Raw genomic sequence first — 23913 nt, forward strand, 5'->3', positions numbered from 1 at the left:
CCCCCGTGACCGAAGGGCGGGCCCGGGACGAGGAGTTCAGCCTCGGTCGGGTCGCGGCTGGAACGTGCCGCCGTACATCGGCAGACGCACCGTGGAGCCGTAGCGCTCCAGCTGCGCCCAGGGCCGGTTGAGGCCCGAGGAGCCGTACTCGCGGACGCGGGTGACGGCGTCCAGGTCGAGGACGTCCGCCAGGAGTTCCTGGCCGGGGCCCGCCTGCTGGCGGACGGTGCCCTCGGGGTCGACGATGACGCTGGTGCCCACGGCGGCCGGGTCGGCGGCGTTGACGTTCACCACATACACCTGGTTCGTCCAGGCGTTGGCGCGGGCGCACACGATCTCCATGTCGCGGTCCCTGGTGGTGGTCAGGGTGGGCTGGACGATCACTTCGGCGCCCAGCCAGGCGAGCTGGCGTGCGGTCTCCGGGAACGAGCCGTCGTAGCAGATCGCGAGGCCGATCCTGCCGATGTCCGGGATGTCGAAGACGACGAACTCGCTGCCGGGCGCCGTCGTTTCGTAGGGCTGCCAGGGGAAGACCTTGCGATAGCGGGCGACGATCTCGCCCTGCGGAGAGACGGCGAGGGCCGTGTTGTAGACGGCGCCGTCGGCGGTGCGCTCGTAGACGCTGCCGGGTATCAGCCACAGGCCCGTCTCGCGAGCGAGGTCGCAGATCCGGTCGGTGAGCGGTCCGGGGACGGTGACGGCCGCCTTGTCCATCCAGTCCTCACGGGCGTCGAACAGCGGCGCCTCCGCGGACAGCATGAGCTCGGGGACGACGACGAGCTGGACGTGCGGAAGCAGGGCACGGGTCGCGCGGACCCGGTCGGCGAACAGCGCCCACGTGGCCTCGGGATCGAAGGGGACGGGGGCGGTCTGTACGGCGGCGATGCTGAGCGTGCGCATGGATCAGTCCTCGGTGACGGTGAGTCGGGTGACGGCGGTGCGGCCGTCGCGGAAGAAGGGGCGGAAGCGGTGGCGCAGCGCCAGCATCACGACCAGGCCGAGCAGGACGGAGCCGAGGCCCAGCAGGAGTACGCCGCCGACGCCGAACAGTGAGGTGGAGCCGTACGAGGGGTCGGTCATGTCGACCGCGCTGCGGACGAACGCGGCGAGCATCATCAGCCCGCCGGCGAGCGGCAGCACACCCTTGAGGAGCGCGTCCCGCCAGGAGCGGCGCAGCCGGCCACGGAACAGCCAGACGCAGGCCAGGCCTGTGACGCCGTAGTAGAGCGCGATGAGCAGGCCGATGGAGAGGATCGCGTCGCCGAGGAAGGCGGGCGAGAGCCAGGTCAGGGCCGCGAGGAGAACCGCGGCCGCCGCGCCCATGAAGACGGTGCCGAAGGACGGCGTGCGATGGCGCGGGTGGACACGGGCGAACGCCTGGGGCAGCGCGCCGTGGACGCTCATCGAGAGCGTGGCCCGCGAGCTGCCGACGACGCACGTGAGCAGCGCGGAGACCGCGGAGACGCAGACGGCGAGCTGGACGCCCTTCGCGAGTGCCGTGCCGAGGACGGGCGGGCCGAGGGCGGACAGGACGTCGGCCGCGTTTGCGGCGTTGCCGAGCCCCAGGCCCGAAGTGCCCGTCCCGGCGAAGCTGATCGCGGCGACCGCCGTGAACAGATACGTGACCAGGAGGACGAGCGTCGAGATCAGTGCGGCCTTGCCGGGGGTGCGCTCGCTGTCGCGGGTCTCCTCGTTGACGGTGAGCAGGGCGTCCCAGCCCCAGTAGATGTAGAGGCAGAGCAGGACCGCCTTGGCGAACGCGCCGAAGCTGTCGAAGCCGAACGGGTCGAACCAGGCGAGCGAGGGCGTCAGCGCCCCGTGCCGGGCGAGCGCGGCTGCGCCGAAACCGAAGAGCGCGAGGAGTTGGAGCCCGAGCAGGACGTACTGGACGACCGCGGCGAGCTGGAGGCCGCGGTACGCGATGACGGTGATGGCCCCGATGAGCAGCGCCGCGGTGACGGCGACCGCGGTCTCGTCGGAGGCCAGTGAGTCCAGGCCGAGGAGGCCGAGGAGGTATCCGGCGCCCACCTGGGAGAGCGCGGCCATGGCGGTGACCGTGGCGAACTGGGTGACCCAGCCGCCCAGGAGCCATCCGGACGAGGGGCCGAAGGCGCGCGTCGTCCACACGAAGGTGGTCCCGCAGTCCGGCATCTCCTTGTTGAGCTCTCGGAAGGCGAAGGCCGTCAGCAGGATCGGCACGAATCCGAGGAGCAGCGCGGCGGGCGCGAGGTGGCCCACGGCCACCGTCACGAAGCCGAGGGTCACGGCGATGCTGTACGCGGGGGCGACCGAGGAGAGGCCGAGGGCGACCGAGGCGAGCAGCCCGACGGACCCGCTCCGCAGGCCCTTGGAGGGCGGTGGGGACGTGGTGGTGGGGGCGAGTGTCTGAGGGGGATCAGGGTTCACGGCGGCCTTCTGGTCGGCGACGACTTTTCGTTAAACCGAGATTTAACGAATGGGCCATGAGGCCTGTCAAGACCGGGTTCGGTATCTTTACCGCGTCATCAGTGAATCGGGATGGACCCGGGTCGGACGGGGGCGGTCGTGGGACGGCGCAAGGACCAGGAGGCGCGGCGCGCGCAACTGCACCAGGCCACGCTCCGCGCACTGCACAGCCGGGGCCTCGAAGGGCTGCGGCTGCGCGATGTCGCGGAGGAGGCGGGGGTCACGTCGGCCGCGGTGCTCTACTACTACGACGACCTCGACGAGCTGATGTATGAGACGTTCCAGCGGGCGATCGAGCGCTTCAGTCGCGAGCGCGAGGAGAGCGCCGAGAAGTTCCCGGACGCCCGGGACCGGCTGCGGGCCTGCGTCGAGCACGGCGTCGCCGACGGCCCCGACGACCTGCTGCCCCGGCTGCTCTTCGAATACTGGCCGCGCAGCTTGCGCGACCCCAGGGCGGCCACCCTCGACGCCACACTGACCGAGCGTCAGATCGCCGTGTACTACGCCACGTTGGTCCTCGGCGAGGCGCAGGGGCACTTCGTGCTCGCCGAGCCCGCGGGTCAACTGGCCGCCGGATTCGTCGCGATGGAGGACGGCTTCCAGATGGAGGTGCTCGCGGGGCGCCGCACACGCGCCGAGGTGATCGCCACGCTGCACGCGTACGCCCGGATGGCTACGGGGTTCGACCCGTCGGCATGAGGCGCCGCGTGCCGGCGCGCGGGGTCACACTCCACGTGGTCCCGCAGTCCGCGTAGCCCTCACATCCCGAACCGGCGCACCGACTGCTCCTCCTGGGCCATCCTGCGCAGCATGAGGAGAACCGGCTCGTACAGGACCGCCGCCGCGACCGCGGCCTCGACCTTCTCCACCTCCTCGGGGATGGCGTCGAGCTGGTCGAGGTCGTGCTCGGCCACGCGCGCCATGTGCCGTGCGTACGGGGCGAGTTCGGGCGTTCCGCAGGGGTAGCCGAGGCGGTTGAGCGTGGCGACCGTCGTGACGAGGGTGCGGTACGAGGGGGAGAGGCTGCCGATCTCGCGCGCGGTGTCCCAGCCGAGTTCCTCCAGGAGACGGTCGACGGCCGAGGCCGCCTCGACTGTGGCCGGGTCGTCCTCGGGCGCCTCCGGCGGCTGCGGCAGCGCCCACAGGGCCGCGCCCAGGCGGATCGTGCGGCCCAGCGAGTCGTCGTCGACCGCCGCGAGCACCTCGCGAGCGGTCGCCACCGGTACCCGGCCGACCTGGATCAGCGCCCGTACGAGACGCAGCCGGCGCAGATGGGAGTCGTCGTACTCGGCCTGTGTAGCCGTGATCCGCCGCCCCGGGGGCAGGAGTTGCTCCCGCAGGTAGAACTTGATGGTGGGGATGGAGACCCCGCTCAGCTCGCTGAGTTCCGCGAGTCGCATCTCTTGCACCCTTTCTTGGGTAGGGCCACTATCCAAACATGGGTGCCGGGGCAGCGGCACTCCCCAATCCAGCTGAATCGGGGGCGACATGGGCACGAGGACGAACACCGGACGGACGACCGCGGGCGCGCAGGGAGATGTGGTGGTCTTCCTCATCGGCATGCGCATCAACCACTTCTGGGCGGTCCACCGGTGGCTGCCGGTGTTCATCGCGATGCCCATGATGATCAAGGAGCTGAACCGCGACCGCTCTCTCGGCCTCCTGCACCACATCCTCCTCACGGGCTCGCCGCGCACCTACATGGTCGTCCAGTACTGGGAGTCGAAGGAGAAGCTGCTCGCTTACGCGGCGGCCCCGGACAAGCGCCATCAGCCGTGGTGGGCGCGGATCAACCGGTACGCCCGCAAGGGCGCGACACACGTGGGGATCTGGCACGAGACCTACGTCGTACCCGAGGGCTCCTACGAGACGATCTACGGAGACATGCCGGCCCAGGGCCTTGCCAAGGCGTTCGGCGTCGCGGGCCTCGAAGACGGGGTGCAGGCGCAGGACCGGCTGCGGGTGTGAAGCGGAGCCCCTGAGTCCGGGCACCGCAGTCGCCTCCGGTCGATTGTCAGTGCCACCAGGCACGATGGCAGCATGACAACGACTTCTGGTGAGTTCGTCCTGGCCGATGCCGCTGCCTATGCCCAGGCCGTCGTGGACGCGTCCCTGGCGGCGGGCGCCTACTACACGGGCGGGACGTCCGCCCTCGACGACGACGCGTACGACCGGCTCGTCCGGGCCGTCGCCGCATACGAGGCGGACCACCCCGACGCGGTGCTGCCGCACTCGCCGACCGGCAAGGTCGCGGGCGGCGCCGTCGAAGGGGACGTGCCGCACACGGTCCCGATGCTGAGCCTGGACAACGTCTTCGACGGCGAGCAGTTCACCACCTGGACCGCGTCCGTGGCTCGCAGAATCGGCCGCGACGTGACCCGGTGGAACGTCCAGCCCAAGCTGGACGGCCTGGCCATCGCCGCGCGCTACCACGACGGCCGCCTCACACAGTTGATCACCCGGGGCGACGGGACGGCCGGGGAGGACGTCTCGCACGCGATCGGCACCATTGCGGGCCTGCCGGACCGGCTGACCGAGCCGCACACGGTCGAGGTGCGGGGCGAAGTCCTCATGACCCTCGGCCAGTTCGAGCACGCGAACGAGGTGCGTACGGAGCACGGCGGCGCCCCCTTCGCCAATCCGAGGAACGCCGCGGCGGGCACCCTCAGAGCCAAGGACCGCGCCTACACGGTGCCGATGACGTTCTTCGCGTACGGCCTGCTGCCGCTGCCGGACACGTCGGCCGAACACGCCGAGGCCCTGCGCTCCCTGGCCCACGGCGAGCTGATGGACCGCGCAGCCGCGCTCGGGGTCAACACACCCGCCACGACAGCCGTTTCGGGACTCACCGTCGACACTGTCGAGGAGGTTCTCGCGCGGGTCGAGCACATCGCGGGCCTGCGCGCCGAGCTGCCGTTCGGCATCGACGGGATCGTCGTCAAGGCGGACCTCGCGGCCGACCAGGAGGCCGCCGGAACGGGCACGCGCGCCCCGCGCTGGGCCATCGCCTTCAAGCTGCCTGCCGTCGAGAAGATCACCCGCCTCCTCGACGTCGAGTGGAACGTCGGCCGTACGGGCGTCATCGCCCCGCGCGCCGTCCTCGAACCCGTCGACATCGACGGCAGCACGGTCACCTACGCCACGCTGCACAACCCGGCCGACATCACCCGCCGCGACCTGCGGCTCGGCGACCACGTGATGGTCTACAAGGCGGGCGACATCATCCCCCGCATCGAGGCGCCCGTAGCCCACCTGCGCACCGGCGACGAACAGCCGATCGTCTTCCCCGAGGTGTGCCCGCAGTGCGGCTCCGGCATCGACACGAGCGAGCAGCGCTGGCGCTGCGAACGCGGCAGGAACTGCCACCTGGTGGCCTCGCTGTCCTACGCGGCGGGCCGCGACCAGCTCGACATCGAGGGCCTCGGCGCCACCCGCGTCGTCCAGCTCGTCGACACGGGCCTGGTCGCCGATCTCGCCGACCTCTTCGCCCTCACCCGTGACGGGCTCCTGGCGCTCGACCGCATGGGGGAGACCAGTACGGACAACCTCCTCGCGGCGATCGAGGCCGCCAAGGCCCAGCCGCTGTCCCGGGTGCTGTGCGCCCTCGGCGTGCGGGGCACCGGACGGTCCATGTCCCGTCGTATCGCCCGGCACTTCGCCACGATGGACCACATCCGCGCGGCGGACGCCGAGGCGATGCAGCAGGTCGAGGGCATCGGCGCCGAGAAGGCCCCGGTGATCGTCACCGAGCTGGCCGAACTTGCCCCGCTCATCGACCGGTTGGCGGCGGCGGGGGTGAACATGACGGAACCCGGCGCGACCCCGCCCGCCCCGGAGGAAGCGACCGACAAGGACGGAGCGGGCGAACGGGCGGCCGGCGCGGGCCCGCTGGACGGCATGACCGTCGTCGTCACGGGAGCCATGACCGGCCCCTTGGAGAAGCTCAGCCGCAATGAGATGAACGAACTCATCGAGCGGGCCGGCGGCAAGTCCTCCTCCAGCGTCTCCAAGCGCACCTCGCTCGTCGTCGCCGGTGAGGGCGCGGGATCCAAGCGGGCCAAGGCCGAGGACCTGGGCATCCGCCTCGCCACGCCGGACGAGTTCGCCGAACTCGTCGCGAACGTCCTGGAGTGAGGTGAAGCCGTCCGTGGAGAGGCTGCGCAGGTGACTGGCCTGGCCGAAAAGGTGCTCTAGACTGCTCCGCCGATGTGGCGCTCGACCATGCGCCGCACAGGAGACAAGGGTCGTCGACGGCCCTGCGTGGAGGACAACATGGCATCGGGGGGATGGGGACCCGGCAACGGCCCCAGAATCAACGGCGGACAGGCACCGACGGGTCCGGGCTGGGGCAACCCGTACGGCCCGCCACCGACCGGCCCGTACGGTCCGCCGCCCGGACAGGCACCGCATCCGCCACAGCCGTACCCGCCGCAGCCGTTCCCGCCCCAGGGTGGGCCGTACCCGTACGGCCCACCGCGGGTGCCGGTGGCGCCCCGCCGCCGCAACCCGCTGCGTCGCGTGCCCGGCCTCAACGTCATCTCCGCGATCATCCACTCGGGACACCGCGTCGCGACGCGGCTCTTCGTGCAGGACGGCGGCGTCCGCATCAACGACCCCCTGGTGGTGCGCGTCCAGATCTTCCGCTCGGTCCTCGGCCTCCTCGCGACGCTCGCCCTGGCCTTCTACTACGGCAAGGGCGAGCAAGCGTGGCACGGAGCGGCGAGCAGCGGCTTCGGCAATCTGCTCATCACGCCGGTCCTGCTGATCGTCACAGGTCCGCTCGTCGTCCTGGGCTTCATCCTGTACGCCCCTCCCCACTTGCGGCCGGCACTGCGCTCCCGCCTCAAGGGACCGCTCAAGACGGTGGCCTGGTACGTGGGGTCCGTGGCTGTCTTCGTCGCGGTGGCCCTGGTGGCGGTCAACAGCGGCTACCTGGACAAGCTGCCCAAGTGGGCGGCGGCCTTGAGCGCGCTCGTCGTCCTGGCCGTCATCGTCTGGGGCCTGCCGTTCCTCTTCTTCGCCTCCCTCTACTCCGCCAAGACCGCCTTCAACACCGCCCACGTGCATCCGATGCTGCCCGCCGTGCTCACCGCCGTACTCGTCTGGGCGGTGGCGGTGTTCAACCTGATCGATGAGGGCATGCCGCAAGGCCCGGTCGCGGCACAGCTCTGCTCCCTGCTGGGTGGACCGCTGTCGGTCACGGCCGTCTCCCTGTGGGAGCTGCGGAGAATGCGAACCCGCCACGGAGTCACGCTGCGTGGCTGATCTCGGCCGCATCGCCTTGGCCCGGCGGGGAGTTGACCCGGTGTGACCCAGTCGCACGGACAGCAGAGCCCCGCCGATGCCGCCGACCCGCGCCCCGGTGAGCATCCGGCCGAGGCGGAGCGCCGGCCTCGGGCCTGGCGTGAGTACGGGACGCTCTTGATGGCGATAGTGGGGCTCACGCTGTCGCTGACGACCTTCTTGGCGACGGCTCTGCGCTGACTACCTCCATCGGGACGGCTCCGCGCCGACCACCTCCATCGCGAAGGCTCCGCGCCGGCCCTCGCGGCCGCGTGGCCCGCACGACTCCAGAAGCGCCGAAGGCGTCGGCGCTTCTGGAGTCTCCTGGCCCTGCGCACCCCGATCTGGATGCCACGAGGAGGCGCGCGGCGTGATCATCGTGGCGGGCCCGGACGGGCCCGGAGGCGCGGATCACCCGGATGCAGAGAAAGCTCTCACCTTCTTCACAATTTGTTGCGACGTTCACACTTGGAGCTACGGCGCCCCGACAGTCGCCCGCCGGGGCGCCGTAGAATCGAGGCATGGACACGACGCGGCTCGCGCGGCTCGGCGCCGGGAAGTACCTCCTGGTCACCAGCTTCCGGAAGAACGGCACCCCGGTGGCAACGCCCGTCTGGGTGGTCAGGGACGGGTCCGCGCTCGGTGCGTGGACGGCCGCCGGCTCGTGGAAGGTGAAGCGGATCCGCAATCGCGCGGATGTCCTCGTGGGTCCGTGCGACGCCCGCGGCAACCCGACCGGCGATCAGTCGCCCGCCACGGCGGAGATCTGCTCTCCCGAGGTGACGGCGCGCTATCGCGACCTGATCCGGAGCAAGTACGGCCTGCTCGGCATGGTGACGCTGTTCGGCAGCCGTCTGCGCCGCGGCCTCAACGGCACGGTAGGCATCCGCATCACGCTCGGCGAGTGAACGCGGCGGTCAGGCCGCTTCCCGGCGCTCGGGTCGAATGGAGCCCACAGCCGTCTCCGCGCGGAACGCGACGACCATCTCCCGCGCGTGCCGCAGCCCGATCCGCGTGAAGTCGGCCTCGAGAACGTCGAGTTCGGCGAGCGTGTCGCGATGGTCGCGGCCGAGCCGCGAGCGCGACTTGACCAGCCCGAGCCGGCACAACGCGACACCACGCGGCTCGTGCAGAGCGCGGAACTCCGCCAGCGCCGAGGCGTAGATCTCCCGGGCCGCCTCGTAACGCCCGTCCCGGTAAAGGACGTTGGCGCGCATCTTGTGGTTGTACGCGAGCGCGCTCGCCAGGTCCATCGCGCGGCAGATGCCCTCGGCCTCGGACAGCAGGGACAGCGCACGGTCGGGTTCGCCCCGGACGGACAGCACATCGGCCACGCCGCGCAGCGACCAGGCGCGGCCCCGCGCGTCGTCCGCCTCGGTGGCCACCCGGACCGACTCCTCGAACAGTTCCAGGGCCTTGGCGTGGTCGCCGGTGTTGCGGTGCATCTGGGCGATGCCGGACATCGCCCAGACCATGTGCCGGGGTTCGCCGTGGGACCGGCCCTGTTCGAGCAGCTCCTCGTGGAGGGCGGCGACCGCCGCGTAGTCGCCCTGGATCCGTCCGGTCTCCGCCAGGCCCGCCAGGGCGTAGCCGTGGGCGAGCCGGTCGTCGCTGTCGGCGGCCAGGGCGACGGCGTGCCCGAGGAGACGCCGTGCCAGACGCAGCGAGCCGCACTGGCGGGCGAGCGTGCCGCCGCTCCACAGCGCCCAGGCCATCGCCCCCGTGTGCCCTGCGGTCCGCGCGCTGCGATAGCTGCCGCGCCACGCGTCGCCCGCCTCGCGTACGCGGCCGAGCCGCCGGTTCGCCTCGGCGAGCGCCAGTGCGGCGCGTGCCCGCTCCAGGGGGCTGCCCGCCGAGTCCAGGGACCGGCCCGCCGCCGCGCGCACGTCCTCGTAGGAGGAGTTCACCCCGAGGGTCGTGCGCAACTCGCCCTGATACTCCGGGGCGAATGCCTTGCCGTACATGTAGCCGTGTCCCTTCGCCGGTCCCGTTGTGCCGCTGCGTTCAGGTCATGAACGTACGAGCGGCGAGGGTCCCGGCGGATCCGTCCACGTATGTGTTGTGCGGTACGACTTGAGTGCTACCTGGCGTCGGCCGGTCATCACATCGACGTACGGGAAATGCGGAAGGCCGCCCGTCTCCGAGGGGGTGGGGAGGCGGGCGGCCTGGCTCTTGTGCCTTGCTGGTCCTGCTCGTCGATCGTGCTACTCGTCGATCGCCGCGCCGAACTGTGCGTCCGCCGACGGCGCGCCGAGCGAGCCCGCGCCGTACGTCCACGAGCCGGAGGCCGTGACGCCGCCGGAACCTGCCGAGAACACCCAGACCACTCCGTCGTTCGTGTTCTCGCCCGGCGCCGCGGCGAGCAGGCCGAAGCGGCCGTCGCGGTTCGGGTCGGTGAGGCGGACCTGACCGCCCCACTTGTCGCCCTTCTCGGGCACGCCCGGCACGTTCGCCGAGTTCTGGTCCCAGGACTGCGCGCCGGTCGCGGTCAGTCCCGAGGGCGCCCCGCGCAGCACCCACACCGCGCCCGCGTCGGCGACCGTGCCGATGTCCTCGCCGGCCGCGCCGATCGCCACGTCGGCGTACCCGTCCCCGTTCGTGTCCGCGACGGACAGATCGGTGCCCCAGCCGTCACCGCGCTCGGCGGTGCCGGGCACGCCCGCGGAGTCCTGCGTCCACCACTGCACGTCGGACGACGGCCCGTCGGCGCTGCCGAGGCGCACGCCCACCAGGCCGCCGGTCATCGAAGCGCCGCCGTCGTCGGGGGAGTTGGGCTCACCGGTCACCAGGTCGTCGTATCCGTCGCCGTTGATGTCGCCCGAGGCCGCGACGGGTCCGCCGCGCAGATCGCGCTCGTACGTCAGCCCGTCGGCGTGCCCGGACAGGTACGACGACCAGCCGTGGCCCGGCTCCGAGCCCGCCGTCACGCCCGAGACGACGAGGTCGGCGAAGCCGTTGTCGTCGTAGTCCCCGGAGGTCAGCGACGAGGGCACGATGTCGCGCTCGTCGGCGAGTTTGGACAGGCGGCTCGTGGAGCGGCGCTCCAGCGGTGCCTTCGACGCGGGCTGCGGCGCGGAGTCGTAGGCGAAGAGCTCCAGATCGTCGCGATCGAGGACGGCGAGGACATCGCCCGGGGTGTCGTTCGTGAAGTGCGCCGCCGTGACCCCGACGCCGAACTTCTCGCCGGCGGTGGGTTCCTGGGTCTCCAGCCAGTCGCTGGCGGCGCCGGTGAGACCGGCCTTGGAGCCCCACAGGACGGCCACTCCGCCCGCGTCCGCGGTCGTGCCGATGTCCTCGCCGGGGATGCCGACGATCGCGTCGTCGTAGCCGTCCCCGTCCAGGTCGCCCGTGGCCACGGCCTTCCCGAACGCGTCACCGGTCTCGGCCGCGCCGGCCACACCGGAGGTGGACTGGCTGAAGCGGGCGACGTTGGTGGTCCCGATGCCTCTCGACGACCCGTACTGCACGGTGACGAGTCCGGCGCCCTTCTTCCCGCTGACGGTCGCGCCGGGCGCTCCAACGAGGACGTCCTCGTAACCGTCGCCGTTGAAATCGCTGTTGCGGTCATTGGCGTGGGTGCCGCCCGGGGTTCCGGCGAAGGCGGAGGGGGCGGTGGCGATGGCCGCGCCGGACAGAAGGAGGAATGATGCCGCGGCCAGGGCGGCGGAACGGTTCTTGCGCACGAGCGGCTCCTGAGGAGAAGGACGGCCGGGCAGCGCGGGGGGTGTCCGGAAAGGGCCCGTTCCTTGTCCGGCGCCCTGTTTGACAGCGCATGAGAGGGAAGGGTTGTACGGGAGTTCGCCCGCGGTTCACCGGCGTTCGGGAGATCAACTGCCAAGGAGTGAGGGCGAATTGGTACACATGGCGCCCAACTACCCCACCGATTGATTGTTTGTGCAAGAAATCGCCATACATCTTGCAGCAACGAACTTCTGTCGGCACGGTATCCCCGTCGCGTCATCCCCGGCGCGCTCGTAGACGCTCGTAGACGGGAGACCCCTTGTCCGGGAGAGCTCACAGAGAGCACAGATCCGCACGGCGCCGCACCTCCCCGCCCCCCTCGCGCCGCGGCCGGGCCCGCGCCCTTCGCGCCCTGTCCGTGGCCGCCACCGCCACGGCACTCGCGCTCGGTGGCCTCGCGGGACCCTCCGCCGCACCCGCCGCCGCGGCCACCACCCCGTACCCCAACCTCACCCCGACCCCGCCCATGGGCTGGAACAACTGGTCCTACTACGGCTGCGACATCAGCGAGGAAACCGTCCTCGCCAATGCCCGCGCACTCGTCTCCTCCGGCCTGGCCGCCAAGGGCTACGACACCGTCACCACCGACGACTGCTGGATGACGCACACCCGCGCCGCCGACGGCAACCTCGTCCCCGACCCCACCCGCTTCCCGCACGGCATGGCCTACGTCGGCGAGCAACTGCACGCCATGGGACTGAAGTTCGGCATCTACGAGGACGCCGGCACGGCCACCTGCGGCGGCTACCCCGGCTCGTACGGCCACATCAAGCAGGACGCCGACCTCTTCGCCAAGTGGAAGGTCGACTACCTGAAGCTGGACGGCTGCAACGTGCCGGTCCCCACGGGCCAGAGCGCGGACGACGTCTACCACAAGCTCTACGGCGACATGAGTCAGGCGCTCCTCGACACCGGCCGGCCCATCGTCTACTCCGTCTCCGCGCCCGCCTACTTCGAGGGCGAGAAGGACTGGCACCACGTCATCTCCTGGTCGGCCGAGGTCGGCAACCTGTGGCGGGAGGGCGCCGACGTCGCAATGGAGTCGTCCTCGGCGCGCGGCAAGTGGGCCTCCATCAAGTACAACTACGCCTACAACGTGCCGCTGGCCGACCTGCAGAGCCCGGGCCGCTGGAACGACCCCGACTTCCTCCTGGCCGGGCAGTCCCGGCTCACCGGCGACGAGATCCGCAGCCAGATGTCGCTGTGGTCCGTGATGGCCGCCCCCCTCATCTCCAGCACCGACCTGACGAAGGCCTCGCCCGAGGCGCTCGCCGTCCTCGGCAACAAGGACGTCATCGCCGTCGACCAGGACACCAAGGGCCTCCAGGGCCGCATCGTCCAGCAGGGCGACGGCTACGACGTCCTGTCCAAGCCTCTCGCGAACGGCGACCGGGCCGTGGCGCTGTTCAACTCGTCCGACGAGGCGCAGACCATCACCACGACGGCCGCCAAGGCCGGGCTGCCCGCCGGATCCTCGTACCTCCTCAAGGACCTCTGGTCGAAGCGGACCACGCAGACCACGGGGACCATCGCCGCGAACGTGCCCGCCCACGCGACCGTGCTGTACCGCGTCCACGCCGGCACCGCCCACCGCGTGCAGCCCGCCACTGCGATCACTTGGACACGCACCGGCGGCGAAGGCGCCACCTCGACCTGGAAGGTCGCGCTCGCGGACCAGGGCCCGACCGGACTCACCGGCGCGCAACTGAGCATCAGCGCCCCGGAAGGCTGGCGCCTCAGCGCGTCGAAGGTGTCCCTCGGCAAGGTCAGGCCCGGCGGCTCGGCCACCGCGGCCGTCACCGCGAAGGGCCCCGACGCCAAGCCCGGCACCACCGTCACGACCCTGACCGCGACGGCCCGCTACCGCGCGGGTGGCGCCGGCGAGGGGTCCGTGCCGGGAAGCGCGTCGATCGTCACCGAAGTGCCGTACCCGAGCCTGGACGCCGCCTTCAACAACGTCGGCGTGACCAACGAGGGGGCGCCGCCCGCCGAGGGCAACTACACGACCGGCAACTTCGACGGCGGCGGTGACAGCTACTCGGCGCAGGCCCTCGCCGCGGCCGGGGTCACCCCCGGAGCCAAGGTCAGCAAGGACGGTGTGACCTGGACCTTCCCGGCTGCCAAGCCGGGCACCCCGAACAACGTCGCCCTCGCCGGCCAGTCGATCACCCTCGCCGGCAGCGGCTCCAAGCTCTGGTTCCTCGGTGCTGAGGCCGGGTTCGCCTCGGGTCAGGTCAAGGTCACCTACACCGACGGCACCACGAGCACGGGCAGCCTCGGCTTCCCCAACTGGTGCTGCACGGCGGGCACGGAGTACGGCGCGACGACGGTCGCCACGTCCGACCACCGCAACACCCCGACCGGCCCCGCCAACTTCGGTACTGGCTACAAGCTGTTCGGCAACTCCGTCCCGCTCACCGCGGGCAAGACGATCCGCACGGTCACCCTGCCCGACGCGGACGCGATCCACGTTTTCGCGATCACGGTCCAGTAGAGCCCGAGTGGGCCGGTGCGCCGGATGCCGCAGGTCGCGGTGTCCGGCGCACCGGCGTGGACGTACGGTGACGCGATGGACAGACTCCGCGAACCCGTGACGGCGACGGCCATGGCGACCGAAAGGCTCGAACTCCTGCCGTTTCAGGTGGAGTTCGCCGACGAGATGGCCGTGGTCCTCGGCGATCAGGCCCTGCACACGTTCATCGGCGGCGCACCGCTGACACCGCCGGAGCTGCGAGAACGCTTCGGGCGGCTGGTCACGGGCTCCCCGGACCCGGCCGTCTCGTGGTGCAACTGGGTGCTCCGGATCAGGGAGGAAGGGCGTCTGGCCGGGACGGTGCAGGCCACGATCGCCCCCGGCGACGACGGGCTCGAAGCGGAGATCGCCTGGGTCGTCGGAGTGCCGTGGCAGGGACGCGGCCTCGCCACGGAGGCGGCGCGCGCACTGGTCGACAGGCTGGGCGAGCAGGGCGTACGCACCGTCGTCGCGCACATCCACCCGGATCATCCGGCGTCGACGGCTGTAGCCACCGCATGCGGACTGGCGCCGACGGACCGGATGCAGGACGGCGAAGTCAGGTGGCGGCGCACCGTGAGGTGACGGGCCACCGGATCCCGGGGCCGCCACCTCTCCGTGCGACGCGAGGACGGTACGGCGTCAGTGCTGCTGGGCCTTCTGCGGCGTCGCCTCGCTGGGACGCACGATGACGTACCCCTCGCCCTCCAGCTTCAGCTGGACGGCTTCGCCCGAACCGCCGCGGATCATCGACCCGATGGACTGCGACCGGTGCAGCGAGGTGTGCAGATGGGCGGTCCAGCCCACGAGCGCGTCGGTGTCGACGAACACCGGCTGCTGGGGCCCGACGGGGATGACCAGTGGGTTGCCCTCGCAGACGAGCCCCAGCCGGCCCTGCCCGGTGAAGACGCTGTTGAACAGCCCGCCGCCGGATATGCCCGCGCCCTTCACGGTCTTGATCTCGTACGAGAGCGTGGAGTCGAAGCACAGGACGTTGCGCCCGTTCACCGTGAGGGCCTCACCCGCTTCGACGTCGACGATGAAACAGTTCTGCGCCTCGTGCGCGAACCAGGCCTCGCCCTGTCCGCGCACCGTCATCAGCGGCAGGCCCTCGCCGGTGACCGCGCGCTTGAGCATGCCGCCCATGCCCTGGCCTTTGCGCTCGAACTGCAGGTTCCCGCGGTAGGCGACCATCGCGCCCTGGCGGGCCATCATGTCGCCGTCGACGACGTAGCGGATCGACTTGGCGTTCTGTGCGGTCATTCCCGGCGTGGAGGCGGGCTGTACGACGTGCTCGCTGGAAAAGAGATCACCCTTCATGCGGGCATCCTTTCCCGGACGGATCGGTTCCGCCAAGGTCGGGTGGCGTACCGGCCGGAATCCGACGGGCGGGCGGGGCGCCCGTCGGGGATCGACTCGCTTGTCAGGAGCGGGTCTTCGCCAGGAGTTCGGTGATCTCCTCGGTCGTGCCGCTCTCGCCGAGGCGCGGGAAGATCCGCTCGATGCTGTTGCGGTGGGCCTCGGCGTCCAGGTCCGTCATCGCGTCGGTGGCCAGGGTGACGTGGTAGCCGTGCTCGTGGGCGGCGCGGGCGGTGGACTCGACGCCGATGCTGGTGGCGACGCCGGTCAGCACGACCTGAGTGATGCCGCGCCGGCGCAACTGGAGGTCCAGGTCCGTGCCGAAGAAGGCGCCCCAGTTGCGCTTTGTCACGGTGATGTCCTCGGGGTGGCCCGACAGTTCGTCCGCGATGAGGTCCCAGCCCTCGGGCAGGGCGCCGGTGTATCCCGGAGTCTCGTTGCGCCCGGGTACGGCGTCCGCTCCGTCGGGGGCAACGCTGACGCGCACGAGGACGACCGGCAGGCCGTGAGAGCGGAAGGCATCCGCCAACTCGACCGAGCGGGCGACGACTTCGGGGCCGGTGTACGGGGTGGTGGGTGCGGCGACGATGCCGTTCTGGAGGTCGACGACGACGAGGGCGGTGCGGTCGTCGAGGGTGGTGAGAGCCATGGGGGGCCTTTCTCGGTGGATCGGTGGATCGGTTGTTTGGGTGGTGACGGGCGCTGCGGTCAGGCTTCCGTGAGCCGTTCCAGCAGGGTCAGCGCGTTGACGATGGTCAGGCGCTCCTCTTCCGAGAACTGGTCCTGGAGGGTGCGGGCCAGCCACTCCCCCCGGGCCTGCCGGGTGCCCTCCGCGCTCTCGCGGCCGGTGTCGGTGAGGGTGACCAGCTGGCGGCGGCCGTCCTCGGGGTCGGGCCGGCGCTCGATCAGTCCGCGCTGGTCGAGCGCGGCGAGCGTGGCGGCCATCGACTGCGGCCGGACCCCCTCGGAGGCGGCGAGACCGCTGGCCGTGGCGGCCCCCGCCTTGCTGAGCCGGTTGAGCGCGGAGACCTGGGACGGGGTGAGGTCCTGGCTGTCGGACACCTCCCTCAGACGGCGCCGGAGGCGGCTGAACATCACACGCAGTTCACGCGCGGCGCGGTCCGCGGATTCTGAGATGCCCTCGGCGTTGACGAAGCCCTCGGCGTTGTCCATGAGCCCACGCTAAAACCTTCAGCCCAAACTGTCCAGTCTAGGCTGAAGACCTGAGTCCACCTCAGGGCCCGCCTCACCTCAGACCCCCGAGGGCCAGGCCCCACGTCCCCGCCGTGACGAACGCATGGAGCGCGCCGCCACCAGGGCGATCAGGCTGCCTCCGATGACCAGCAGGCCCGGCCCGACGCTCCGGGTGTTCACGAACCTGGAGATCGCGGCGATCGGACCGGTGCCGGTGCCGGTGGGCCCGCCCATGTTCGTACCCGTACCCGTACCCGTTCCCACCCCCGTACCCGTACCCGTTCCCACCCCCGTACCCGTTCCCGTCCTGCCCCCACCCGGAGCGCCCGCCTCCGGCCCGTCGTCCCCGGACGTGCCGGTCAGGCGGACGCCGAGGGCCGTCATCGCCGCTCCGACGGGCTGGAAGAACGTCGTGCCCCCGGCATCGCAGTTCCCGTTGCCGCCCGACGTCAGGCCCAGCGCGAGCCCGTCCGCGAACAGAGGGCCGCCGCTGTCGCCGGGTTCGGCGCACACAGTCGTCTGGATGAGGCCCGTGACCGTGCCCTCGGGGTAGTTCACCGTCGCGTTCAAGCCGGTCACCCGGCCGGAGTGCAGCCCCGTCGTGCTGCCGCTGCGGAAGACCCGCTGGCCCACCACGGGGTCGGCCGCCCCTGTGATGCGTACGCTGCGGCCGCCGCCGATAGCGACCACGTCACCTTGAGTGCGCGGCGCCCCATCGTCGTAACGCACGAGAGAGAAGTCGTTGCCAGGGAACGTGCCGCTCACCGTGGTGCCCAGTGTCGTGGCGTCGCCCGGCCGCGCGAACCAGGTCGTGCCGGCCGGACCGCAGTGTCCGGCGGTCAGCAGGAACGCGTCCCGGCCGTCGGTCACGTCGAAGCCCGCGGAGCAGCGCCCGCCGCTCGCGAAGATCGGGGAGGCGCCGTCGGCGCGCGTGGTGAACGTGCCCGGGGTCCGCTCCATGCGGACGGACGCGCCGATGGTCTTGGCGACACCGGCCAGCCGCGACCAGGCGGCGGCGGAGACGGTCGCATCGGCGCGCACCACGACCTCGTTCGCGCCGTAGTCCACCGCCCACGCCGTACCGGACACGCGGGGGGCCGCCCGCAGTGTCGCGGCGGCCGAGCGCAGGTCCCGCATGCTGTGGCGCACGACCTCGGCCCGCGCCCCGGCACGGCGCACGTCCGCCGCGGCGTCCGGGTCGGTCACCGCGACCACCGTCCGCCCGTCCGCGCCGAGCCAGCTGCCGGCCGCACGGGAGGTGCCGAGCTGCGCCACCAGCCGGTCGGCCACCGGGACGGGTGGACCGGAAGCACCAAAAGTGCCGGAAGCGCCAAAGGTGCCGGAAGTGCCAAAGGTGCCGGAAGTGCCGGGTTCGCTCGCTATCGCGTGCGTGACCAGCAGGCTTCCGCAGAGCAGGCCGCCGACGGCAGCAAGGCGTGTGATCCGCCGGGCGGTGCGTCGCGCGTGCCTCATCCAGACTCCCCAACGTGCGAAACGGCGTGCGGGCAACAGGTCAACGTCCTTGAGGGGAAAGGGCGTTGAGAGCGCCGGCCGCCCCTTCCCCTCGCTTCACGTACGTACGGGAACGGCACCTCGTTCAGCGGGCGCACGGCCCGTAGCTGAGCGGTGGATGACCCGGAGGCGGGCCGATCGAGTGGACGCGCGGCCCGTGCGACCTGCGAAACCCCGGCCCGAGGGGCGGGCGGGCCATGGGGAGTGCAAGGATGTCGCCATGGCAATCAAGGCATATTTCGACATCACCATCGACGACAAGCCCGCCGGGCGCATCAACTTCAACCTCTTCGACGACGTCGTCCCGAAGACGGTGGAGAACTTCCGTGCCCTGGCCACGGGCGAGAAGGGCTTCGGCTACGCCGGGTCGTCGTTCCACCGGATCATCCCGCAGTTCATGCTCCAGGGCGGCGACTTCACCGCCGGCAACGGCACGGGCGGCAAGAGCATCTACGGCGAGAAGTTCGCCGACGAGAACTTCCAGCTCAAGCACACCAAGCCGGGCCTGCTCTCCATGGCCAACGCGGGCGCGAACACCAACGGCTCGCAGTTCTTCATCACCACCATCGTGACCGACTGGCTCGACGGCAAGCACGTCGTGTTCGGTGAGGTCGCCGACGAGGACAGCATGAAGCTCGTCAAGAAGATCGAGGCCCTCGGCTCCCGCAGTGGCACGCCCTCGGCGAAGGTCACCATCTCCGAGTCCGGCGTTCTCTAGCCTTCGGAACAACGCCTGACCGCCGGCTACTCGAAAGCCGGCGGACAGACACGGTCGAAGCGGGCCGGGGCAGCCGATCAGGCTGCCCCGGCCACCCGCTCCGTACCAGTCACCAGCCTTCTTGAATTACCAGCCCTCTTGAAACCCGTCAGCGGCTCAGCGCCGGCGCCCCGCGACCGGTACATCGAGCGGCCGGGCGAGACCGGCGACTCCCTCGTCGAGTCGCTGCAGATGCCGCAGCACGCGGAAGGTGACCGTTCCCGAGCGCAGCGCTCCCGTCCCGTCCGCCTCCAGCATCGAGGCGATGCTCGCCCCCGCCTCGACCTCCCCGCCGGTCTTCTCGTCCCGCACATGCGCGTCGATCACGCCGATGTTGTGCGCGATACGCACCCCGGCCCGCTCGAGCCGCGGATCCGCCGCGATGGTCTTGCTGTACGGCACCAGCTCGGCCGTCGCCGCCAGAGACCGGGCGTGATAGGCGCAGGTCTCCAGGAGCGCCACCAGATAGCGGGCCGTCTGCCGCCGCACTCGGAGCGGCGTGATCGGGTGCGTCAGCGGTTTTGTGGAGGCGCGCAGATCGTCCAGGGCCGTGTCCAGGTCCCGCGCCTTGTCGAGGAGATCGACCGCGGGCCCGCCGCTGAGCTGCTCCACTGCGGCCGACACGACGTCACCGAGCCTGACGAGGACCGTACTGAGGAGTTCGTCGGTACGGCGGTCCGTGTGCACCGGCAGCACGATCACCGCCGCGACGATGCCGCACGCGGCGCCGAGCGCCGTCTCCTCGATCCGCAGGACGAGCACGTCCAGGCTGTAGGTGTTCAGCAGCGTGTAGAGCAGGCCCAGCATCGCGGTGACGAAGAACGACATCAGGGCGTACGACAGCGGCGCCGTGAAGAACATCGCGAAGATGAAGACCAGGACGAGAGCGAAGGCCGTCCAGGTGTGGTTGCCGACGACGCCCGCGAGCGCGACACCGGCGACCACGCCGAACACGGTCCCGAGGAGCCGGCGGTAACCCTTGACCAGGATCTCGCCCGTGGACGCGGTGTTGAGGAAGACCACCCAGCACGTCAGGACGGCCCAGTACCAGCGCTGACTGGACAGGAACTCGCCGCCGACGATGGCCAGGGACGAGCCCACCGCGACCTGGAACGCGGCCCGCGTCGTGGGCCGCTGGAGCCCGGTGCGGTCGTCCTCTTCGTCCTCGTCCTGTTCGGAGCCGGTGATCGCGAGGTCCTCGGCGTCGAGTTCCTCGCGGGAGCGCGTCGTCGCCGGGGTGTCGTCGGACTCGTCCTGCGGCCCGTCGAGGGCGACCCGCAGGCCCATGACGGCGCGCGCCGCCTCACCGATCCCGCGGAAGACGTCCTGTACGGCGGCGGAGCCGCGCGGCAGGTTGTCCTCGTCGCGGTAGGCGAGCAGCCGGTTGCGTACGTGGGCGAGTGCCGTCCCGCGCTCGCCCGACACGGGGCGGGCGACGAGCAGGTGGAGTGCGCTGAGGTCGCGGCGCAGGGTCGAGGTCGCGTCGTCGTCGGCGTACAGGCGCTTCGACGGCGCAGGCACGGGCGCGTGCGGCAGGTGCATGGTGAGGGTGTCGGCGCGCTCCGCGCTGCGGGAGTTGAGCAGCAGGACGCCGAGCCGTTCGGCCGCGATCTCGGCGTCGGCGACCCTGCGTTGTACGAGGGAGGCCGTGGCCGAGTCCCGGGTGCCCTCCTCGAGCCGGCCCTGGATCATCAGCGCCGTCTCGTGCAGCCGGGCGGTCCCCCGTCGCAGGTCGTCCAGGACCTTCTCCAGCTGATCGGGTTCGGCGTCGAGCAGTTCCGCCTGTGTGTCGACCAGCTGCGCGAGCCGCGCCCTGAACGCGTCACGCAGCCGGCCGAGAACCCGCTCCGGTGTCTCCGGTACGACGGCGAAGCGCACGACCGCGCTGCACGCGAAAGCGATGCCCAGCGTCGCGAACAGCTGTGGCAGCGACGACACCGTCGCGCTCACGAACAGGGAGACGAAGTAGATCTGAAAGCCGATCAGGCCCAGCGCGGTGCCGCGGTCACCGAAGCGGCGGCTGTACACGGCGCCGAAGATCAGCGCGATGAAGAAGAGGTCCCCCGCGACGACCTGGCTGTGCAGCAGCGCGGCCAGCGACACCGCCGCGAGGGCCACGGGCAGGCCGAGGGCGAGGGTGACCGCCTGGCCGCGTACGTCCTTCTCCCTGATCGCGAAGGTGGCCACCATCGCGGCCATGGCGCCGGCGACCATGTGCGTCACATCGGTGTGCAACGCCGCGAGGACGGCAAGGGTGAGCGCGATCGCGCCGACCGTCCGCAGTCCCGCCATCAGCCGCAGCAGCCCCGGATCGGACGCCACGAACCGGTCCCAGGTGCCACCGATCCTCGTCAGCCGTGTCACTGCGCTCACTCCGCCGCACCCTCCTGATCCAGCCATGATCCGCGGACGCCTCAGCATCCCATGCGCGTCAACGGCGGTTCACGGCCGGTCGTAGGAGGTGGGAGGCGGTACAGGACGGTTATCTCGTGTCATCTCGTGTCGTTACGCGTCGTCACGTCTCGTCAGATCGGGAGGCCGATCAGGCCACGGCCGGTCCGGGACGCCTCGGTCACGACCTCGCCCCAGTCGCGGAGCAGCGTCGTGAACTCCTCGAAGTTCGCGATCCAGCGCCCCGGACGCTCCGCGTGAACCGCGTACGGCTCGCGGAGTCCTTCGAGGAGGGGCGCGGCAACGGCCCACGCGCGCGCCAGGTCCGGAACCTGCTCCGGCGTACGGGCGACGAGCAGCTGAGGGCGCCACGCGTCGGGTTCGGCGGGGAAGAGACCGACGACCGGCTCCTCCTCGGTCTCCGTGCCCGTGTCGGCGTCGTCGAGGCCCAGCCAGAACAGCCCTGCCAGGAACGCGTCGAGCGCGGCCCGCAGACCGGGATCGGCGACGTCTCGGACGTCCTCCCACGCCTGGCCGGCCCAGAAGTGCGGCTTGAACGAACCTAGGGTCTGGAAGAACTCGTACCGGGCGCACCACGGCGTATCGGGCCACCTCACCCACCCGTGCTCGACCCGCGCGTCCGCACAGCCACAGCCACCGTCGCAGTCGCAGTCCGGGTATGCGGAGTCCTCCAGCATCTTGAGGCGCTCAGCGGCAGGCGTCCGCCTGAGGTGGTCCCAGTCGACGACCAGAACGGTGATGTCCAGACCCATGGGGAGAGGCTACAGATCGCACATAGGGGAGGGGCAGGCGCTCACCTCAGCGGCCTGCGCGCCCACACCTGCCTGTCGCGCGCTCCGGGTGCGTCGCCGGGGCCCGACGTGCCGAGGTCCAGCCAGCCCCAGGAGCGCAGCAGCGTCGAGCCAGGCGCCTCGGGGCCTGCGGGGTCCGGCAGGTCCACCGCCGCGACGACGAGATCGGATTCGTGACGCGCGAGGAGCAGTGTCCGCAGGTCCGTCGCCACCCCGTGGCGCCGATGAGCGGGCAGCACCATCAGCTCGGCGAGGACGAAGGCCCGGCCGGACGCGGTGAGTTCCTCGAACTCGACCGGCAGGTCGCCCCGGAAGCCGGCCCACCAGTCACCGGTGCGGGCGGCCCGGTAACCGTAGACACAGCCGACGAGTCCGCCCGAGTCGGCCACCACCATGTCGAAGTCGGGACGCTGACCGTGTTTCTCGAACCGGCCCAAGAACCCCTGCCGGTCGCGGTACTCGGCCCCCGCGGCCCCGTGGTACGCCGAGACGTACACGTCGGCGACGGCGTCCCGCTGTTGCTCCGCCTGCCACCGAGACAGCCGCCGCAAGTACACCTGAGCCATACGAGCCTCCCGTCAGGCCGCGGGACATGCCCGGACTCCGCATGGTGACACTCACCGGCGACGAGGGGAACGGGGCATCACGCCCTGCCGCACGAACTCCCCGTGATCTCAGTGTATTTGGGGACCGAAGCGCTTGTTGAGGCGCGGCCCCGAGGCCGTCAGGACAGGGACTGCACGGTCTGCCGCACCTGAGTCGCGACCGTGTCCGGAAGCGGCGCGTAGTGGATGCGGGTCAGCGCCTGCTGCCCCTCGTCGCTCGCGGTGTAGGTGAGGAAGGACTTGAGCGCCGGGAGCGTGGCGGCCCGGTTGCCCTTGTCGCAGACGATCTCGTACGTGACCAGGACGATCGGGTACGCCCCGGGGGCCGAGTGACCGTAGCGGAACTTCAGCGACATGTCCTTGCCCTCGCCGGCGACGCGGGCCGCGGCGATCCCGGCGGACGCGGACTGTGGCGACGGGGCGACGGGCTCCGCCGTGCCCGTGTCGATGCGGACGGTCGGTACGTTGCCGGTCGCCGCGAAGGACAGCTCGAAGTAACCGATCGAACCGTAGGAGGAGTTGACCTCGGAGACGACGCCGCTGGAGCCGTTCGCCGAGCCGCCGCCCTTGCCCTGCCAGGACTTCTCCGCCGAGTAGGGCCAGGTGGCGGGGGCGGCTCCCGCGAGGTAGGCCTGAAGGTTCTGCGTCGTGCCCGAGTCGTCCGAGCGGTGCACCGGGCGGATGCGGGTCGACGGCAGTTCGGCGTCGGGGTTGAGGGCGCGGATCTGAGGGGCGTCCCAGGTGGTGATCCTGGTGTCGAAGATCCCGGCGAGGGTCGCGGCGTCGAGGACGAGGTCGTCGACGCCGCGCAGATTGTAGCCGACCGCGATGGGGCCGCCCGCCATGGGCAGGTTGATGGCCCGGCCGCCGGTGCACGTCTGCTTCGACAGCTCGACCTCTTCGGGCTTCAGCGCGCTGTCCGAGCCGCCGAACGCGGTCGCGCCGCGCAGGAACTGGGCGGCGCCGGCGCCCGATCCGAGCGGGTTGTAGGCGATCTGGACGCCGGGACAGGCGCGCTGGTACTGGTCGATCCAGAACTTCATGACGTTCTGCTGGGCGGTCGAACCCGAGCCGGGCACCTGGCTCTTGCTCGCACAGTCGATGTCGGCGACGGGGGACGCGCCGGCCGAGGGTGCCGAGTCGTCGGTGCCACCAGGGCCGCCCGTTCCGCACCCCGCGAGCAGGAGCGCGGCCGCGACGGATGCCGCGCCGACCGGAACGCTCCGCTTGATCACACGTCTGGCACGGGCGCTCTGCACTGTCGTTCCCCCTGATGAAACCGCGATCGGAAGCACAGATGTT

22 protein-coding genes are annotated in these 23913 nt (G+C 71.1%); 9 read left to right on the top strand and 13 right to left on the bottom strand.

Annotation, left to right across the window (positions count from 1 at the left end; translation table 11 throughout):
* Nucleotides 1-36: 36 nt before the first annotated feature.
* Both AC07EJ_RS01480 and AC07EJ_RS01485 read right to left on the bottom strand, forming a co-directional pair.
* Entirely contained in the window at nucleotides 37-900 is an 864-nt protein-coding gene (locus AC07EJ_RS01480; RefSeq protein ID WP_478883495.1) for a carbon-nitrogen hydrolase family protein, read from the bottom strand.
* 3 nt (nucleotides 901-903) lie between these two features.
* Nucleotides 904-2406, bottom strand: a complete 1503-nt coding sequence (locus tag AC07EJ_RS01485; RefSeq protein ID WP_389478865.1) for an APC family permease — start codon at nucleotides 2404-2406, stop codon at nucleotides 904-906.
* A 138-nt stretch (nucleotides 2407-2544) separates the two neighbouring features.
* On the opposite strand from AC07EJ_RS01485, the gene AC07EJ_RS01490 reads away from it, so the two are divergent.
* The gene (locus AC07EJ_RS01490; protein ID WP_478883496.1) at nucleotides 2545-3144 is read left to right on the top strand and encodes a TetR/AcrR family transcriptional regulator; all 600 of its coding nucleotides are present in this window, start codon (nucleotides 2545-2547) and stop codon (nucleotides 3142-3144) included.
* A gap of 59 nt (nucleotides 3145-3203) precedes the next feature.
* On the opposite strand, the gene AC07EJ_RS01495 is transcribed toward AC07EJ_RS01490, so the two are convergent.
* Nucleotides 3204-3845 carry a MerR family transcriptional regulator gene (locus AC07EJ_RS01495; RefSeq protein ID WP_478883497.1) on the bottom strand — a complete coding sequence of 214 codons (642 nt, stop codon included), beginning with the start codon at nucleotides 3843-3845 and terminating at the stop codon, nucleotides 3204-3206.
* Nucleotides 3846-3933: 88 nt separating this feature from the next.
* On the opposite strand from AC07EJ_RS01495, the gene AC07EJ_RS01500 reads away from it, so the two are divergent.
* The 5 genes from AC07EJ_RS01500 (at nucleotide 3934) to AC07EJ_RS01520 (ending at nucleotide 8636) form a co-directional block, all read left to right on the top strand.
* Nucleotides 3934-4413, top strand: coding sequence for a DUF4188 domain-containing protein (locus AC07EJ_RS01500; RefSeq protein ID WP_389478868.1), 480 nt, complete (start codon nucleotides 3934-3936; stop codon nucleotides 4411-4413).
* A 72-nt stretch (nucleotides 4414-4485) separates the two neighbouring features.
* Entirely contained in the window at nucleotides 4486-6579 is a 2094-nt protein-coding gene (gene ligA, locus AC07EJ_RS01505; protein ID WP_478883498.1) for an NAD-dependent DNA ligase LigA, read from the top strand.
* A 138-nt stretch (nucleotides 6580-6717) separates the two neighbouring features.
* The gene (locus AC07EJ_RS01510) at nucleotides 6718-7710 is read left to right on the top strand and encodes a hypothetical protein (RefSeq protein ID WP_478883499.1); all 993 of its coding nucleotides are present in this window, start codon (nucleotides 6718-6720) and stop codon (nucleotides 7708-7710) included.
* 42 nt (nucleotides 7711-7752) lie between these two features.
* The gene (locus AC07EJ_RS01515) at nucleotides 7753-7929 is read left to right on the top strand and encodes a hypothetical protein (protein ID WP_159032434.1); all 177 of its coding nucleotides are present in this window, start codon (nucleotides 7753-7755) and stop codon (nucleotides 7927-7929) included.
* A gap of 320 nt (nucleotides 7930-8249) precedes the next feature.
* The gene (locus AC07EJ_RS01520; protein WP_389478872.1) at nucleotides 8250-8636 is read left to right on the top strand and encodes a PPOX class F420-dependent oxidoreductase; all 387 of its coding nucleotides are present in this window, start codon (nucleotides 8250-8252) and stop codon (nucleotides 8634-8636) included.
* 9 nt (nucleotides 8637-8645) lie between these two features.
* On the opposite strand, the gene AC07EJ_RS01525 is transcribed toward AC07EJ_RS01520, so the two are convergent.
* Both AC07EJ_RS01525 and AC07EJ_RS01530 read right to left on the bottom strand, forming a co-directional pair.
* Nucleotides 8646-9692 carry a tetratricopeptide repeat protein gene (locus tag AC07EJ_RS01525; RefSeq protein WP_389478874.1) on the bottom strand — a complete coding sequence of 349 codons (1047 nt, stop codon included), beginning with the start codon at nucleotides 9690-9692 and terminating at the stop codon, nucleotides 8646-8648.
* A 240-nt stretch (nucleotides 9693-9932) separates the two neighbouring features.
* A complete protein-coding gene (locus AC07EJ_RS01530) occupies nucleotides 9933-11411 on the bottom strand; it encodes an esterase (RefSeq protein WP_389478875.1) in 1479 nt (492 codons plus the stop codon).
* Between the two features lie 416 nt (nucleotides 11412-11827).
* On the opposite strand from AC07EJ_RS01530, the gene AC07EJ_RS01535 reads away from it, so the two are divergent.
* Both AC07EJ_RS01535 and AC07EJ_RS01540 read left to right on the top strand, forming a co-directional pair.
* Entirely contained in the window at nucleotides 11828-13963 is a 2136-nt protein-coding gene (locus AC07EJ_RS01535; RefSeq protein WP_478883500.1) for an NEW3 domain-containing protein, read from the top strand.
* Between the two features lie 75 nt (nucleotides 13964-14038).
* Nucleotides 14039-14566: a GNAT family N-acetyltransferase gene (locus AC07EJ_RS01540; protein WP_478883501.1), complete on the top strand. Its 528-nt coding sequence runs from the start codon at nucleotides 14039-14041 to the stop codon at nucleotides 14564-14566.
* A gap of 57 nt (nucleotides 14567-14623) precedes the next feature.
* On the opposite strand, the gene AC07EJ_RS01545 is transcribed toward AC07EJ_RS01540, so the two are convergent.
* The 4 genes from AC07EJ_RS01545 to AC07EJ_RS01560 form a co-directional block, all read right to left on the bottom strand.
* Nucleotides 14624-15301 (bottom strand): AIM24 family protein, encoded by a 678-nt coding sequence (locus AC07EJ_RS01545; protein ID WP_478883502.1) that lies wholly within the window; start codon nucleotides 15299-15301, stop codon nucleotides 14624-14626.
* Between the two features lie 103 nt (nucleotides 15302-15404).
* Nucleotides 15405-15989, bottom strand: coding sequence for a hydrolase (locus AC07EJ_RS01550; protein ID WP_389478880.1), 585 nt, complete (start codon nucleotides 15987-15989; stop codon nucleotides 15405-15407).
* A 59-nt stretch (nucleotides 15990-16048) separates the two neighbouring features.
* Entirely contained in the window at nucleotides 16049-16513 is a 465-nt protein-coding gene (locus tag AC07EJ_RS01555) for a MarR family winged helix-turn-helix transcriptional regulator (protein ID WP_389478881.1), read from the bottom strand.
* Nucleotides 16514-16591: 78 nt separating this feature from the next.
* Complete coding sequence (locus AC07EJ_RS01560; protein WP_478883503.1) at nucleotides 16592-18007, bottom strand: S1 family peptidase; 1416 nt, start codon at nucleotides 18005-18007, stop codon at nucleotides 16592-16594.
* Nucleotides 18008-18266: 259 nt separating this feature from the next.
* Here AC07EJ_RS01560 and AC07EJ_RS01565 point away from each other — a divergent pair, with 259 nt between their 5' ends.
* Entirely contained in the window at nucleotides 18267-18764 is a 498-nt protein-coding gene (locus tag AC07EJ_RS01565; protein WP_389478884.1) for a peptidylprolyl isomerase, read from the top strand.
* Between the two features lie 156 nt (nucleotides 18765-18920).
* On the opposite strand, the gene AC07EJ_RS01570 is transcribed toward AC07EJ_RS01565, so the two are convergent.
* From AC07EJ_RS01570 to pstS, 4 genes are all read right to left on the bottom strand, one after another.
* Nucleotides 18921-21095 carry an FUSC family protein gene (locus AC07EJ_RS01570; protein ID WP_478883662.1) on the bottom strand — a complete coding sequence of 725 codons (2175 nt, stop codon included), beginning with the start codon at nucleotides 21093-21095 and terminating at the stop codon, nucleotides 18921-18923.
* A 233-nt stretch (nucleotides 21096-21328) separates the two neighbouring features.
* The gene (locus tag AC07EJ_RS01575; RefSeq protein ID WP_478883504.1) at nucleotides 21329-21967 is read right to left on the bottom strand and encodes a hypothetical protein; all 639 of its coding nucleotides are present in this window, start codon (nucleotides 21965-21967) and stop codon (nucleotides 21329-21331) included.
* Between the two features lie 41 nt (nucleotides 21968-22008).
* Entirely contained in the window at nucleotides 22009-22572 is a 564-nt protein-coding gene (locus AC07EJ_RS01580) for a hypothetical protein (protein ID WP_389478886.1), read from the bottom strand.
* Nucleotides 22573-22730: 158 nt separating this feature from the next.
* Nucleotides 22731-23846, bottom strand: coding sequence for a phosphate ABC transporter substrate-binding protein PstS (gene pstS, locus AC07EJ_RS01585; RefSeq protein ID WP_478883505.1), 1116 nt, complete (start codon nucleotides 23844-23846; stop codon nucleotides 22731-22733).
* Nucleotides 23847-23913: the final 67 nt, after the last annotated feature.

It is taken from the genome of Streptomyces sp. NPDC045026 (genome assembly GCF_056432625.1).

Coding starts and splice junctions, on each gene's coding strand:
- AC07EJ_RS01555 (WP_389478881.1), bottom strand. CDS start 16,513: ATGGACAACGCCGAGGGCTTCGTCAACGCCGAGGGCATCTCAGAATCC.
- AC07EJ_RS01540 (WP_478883501.1), top strand. CDS start 14,039: ATGGACAGACTCCGCGAACCCGTGACGGCGACGGCCATGGCGACCGAA.
- AC07EJ_RS01480 (WP_478883495.1), bottom strand. CDS start 900: ATGCGCACGCTCAGCATCGCCGCCGTACAGACCGCCCCCGTCCCCTTC.
- AC07EJ_RS01580 (WP_389478886.1), bottom strand. CDS start 22,572: ATGGCTCAGGTGTACTTGCGGCGGCTGTCTCGGTGGCAGGCGGAGCAA.
- ligA (WP_478883498.1), top strand. CDS start 4,486: ATGACAACGACTTCTGGTGAGTTCGTCCTGGCCGATGCCGCTGCCTAT.
- AC07EJ_RS01545 (WP_478883502.1), bottom strand. CDS start 15,301: ATGAAGGGTGATCTCTTTTCCAGCGAGCACGTCGTACAGCCCGCCTCC.
- AC07EJ_RS01500 (WP_389478868.1), top strand. CDS start 3,934: ATGGGCACGAGGACGAACACCGGACGGACGACCGCGGGCGCGCAGGGA.
- AC07EJ_RS01525 (WP_389478874.1), bottom strand. CDS start 9,692: ATGTACGGCAAGGCATTCGCCCCGGAGTATCAGGGCGAGTTGCGCACG.
- AC07EJ_RS01550 (WP_389478880.1), bottom strand. CDS start 15,989: ATGGCTCTCACCACCCTCGACGACCGCACCGCCCTCGTCGTCGTCGAC.
- AC07EJ_RS01510 (WP_478883499.1), top strand. CDS start 6,718: ATGGCATCGGGGGGATGGGGACCCGGCAACGGCCCCAGAATCAACGGC.
- AC07EJ_RS01565 (WP_389478884.1), top strand. CDS start 18,267: ATGGCAATCAAGGCATATTTCGACATCACCATCGACGACAAGCCCGCC.
- AC07EJ_RS01560 (WP_478883503.1), bottom strand. CDS start 18,007: ATGAGGCACGCGCGACGCACCGCCCGGCGGATCACACGCCTTGCTGCC.
- AC07EJ_RS01520 (WP_389478872.1), top strand. CDS start 8,250: ATGGACACGACGCGGCTCGCGCGGCTCGGCGCCGGGAAGTACCTCCTG.
- AC07EJ_RS01575 (WP_478883504.1), bottom strand. CDS start 21,967: ATGGGTCTGGACATCACCGTTCTGGTCGTCGACTGGGACCACCTCAGG.
- AC07EJ_RS01495 (WP_478883497.1), bottom strand. CDS start 3,845: ATGCGACTCGCGGAACTCAGCGAGCTGAGCGGGGTCTCCATCCCCACC.
- AC07EJ_RS01570 (WP_478883662.1), bottom strand. CDS start 21,095: ATGGCGGGACTGCGGACGGTCGGCGCGATCGCGCTCACCCTTGCCGTC.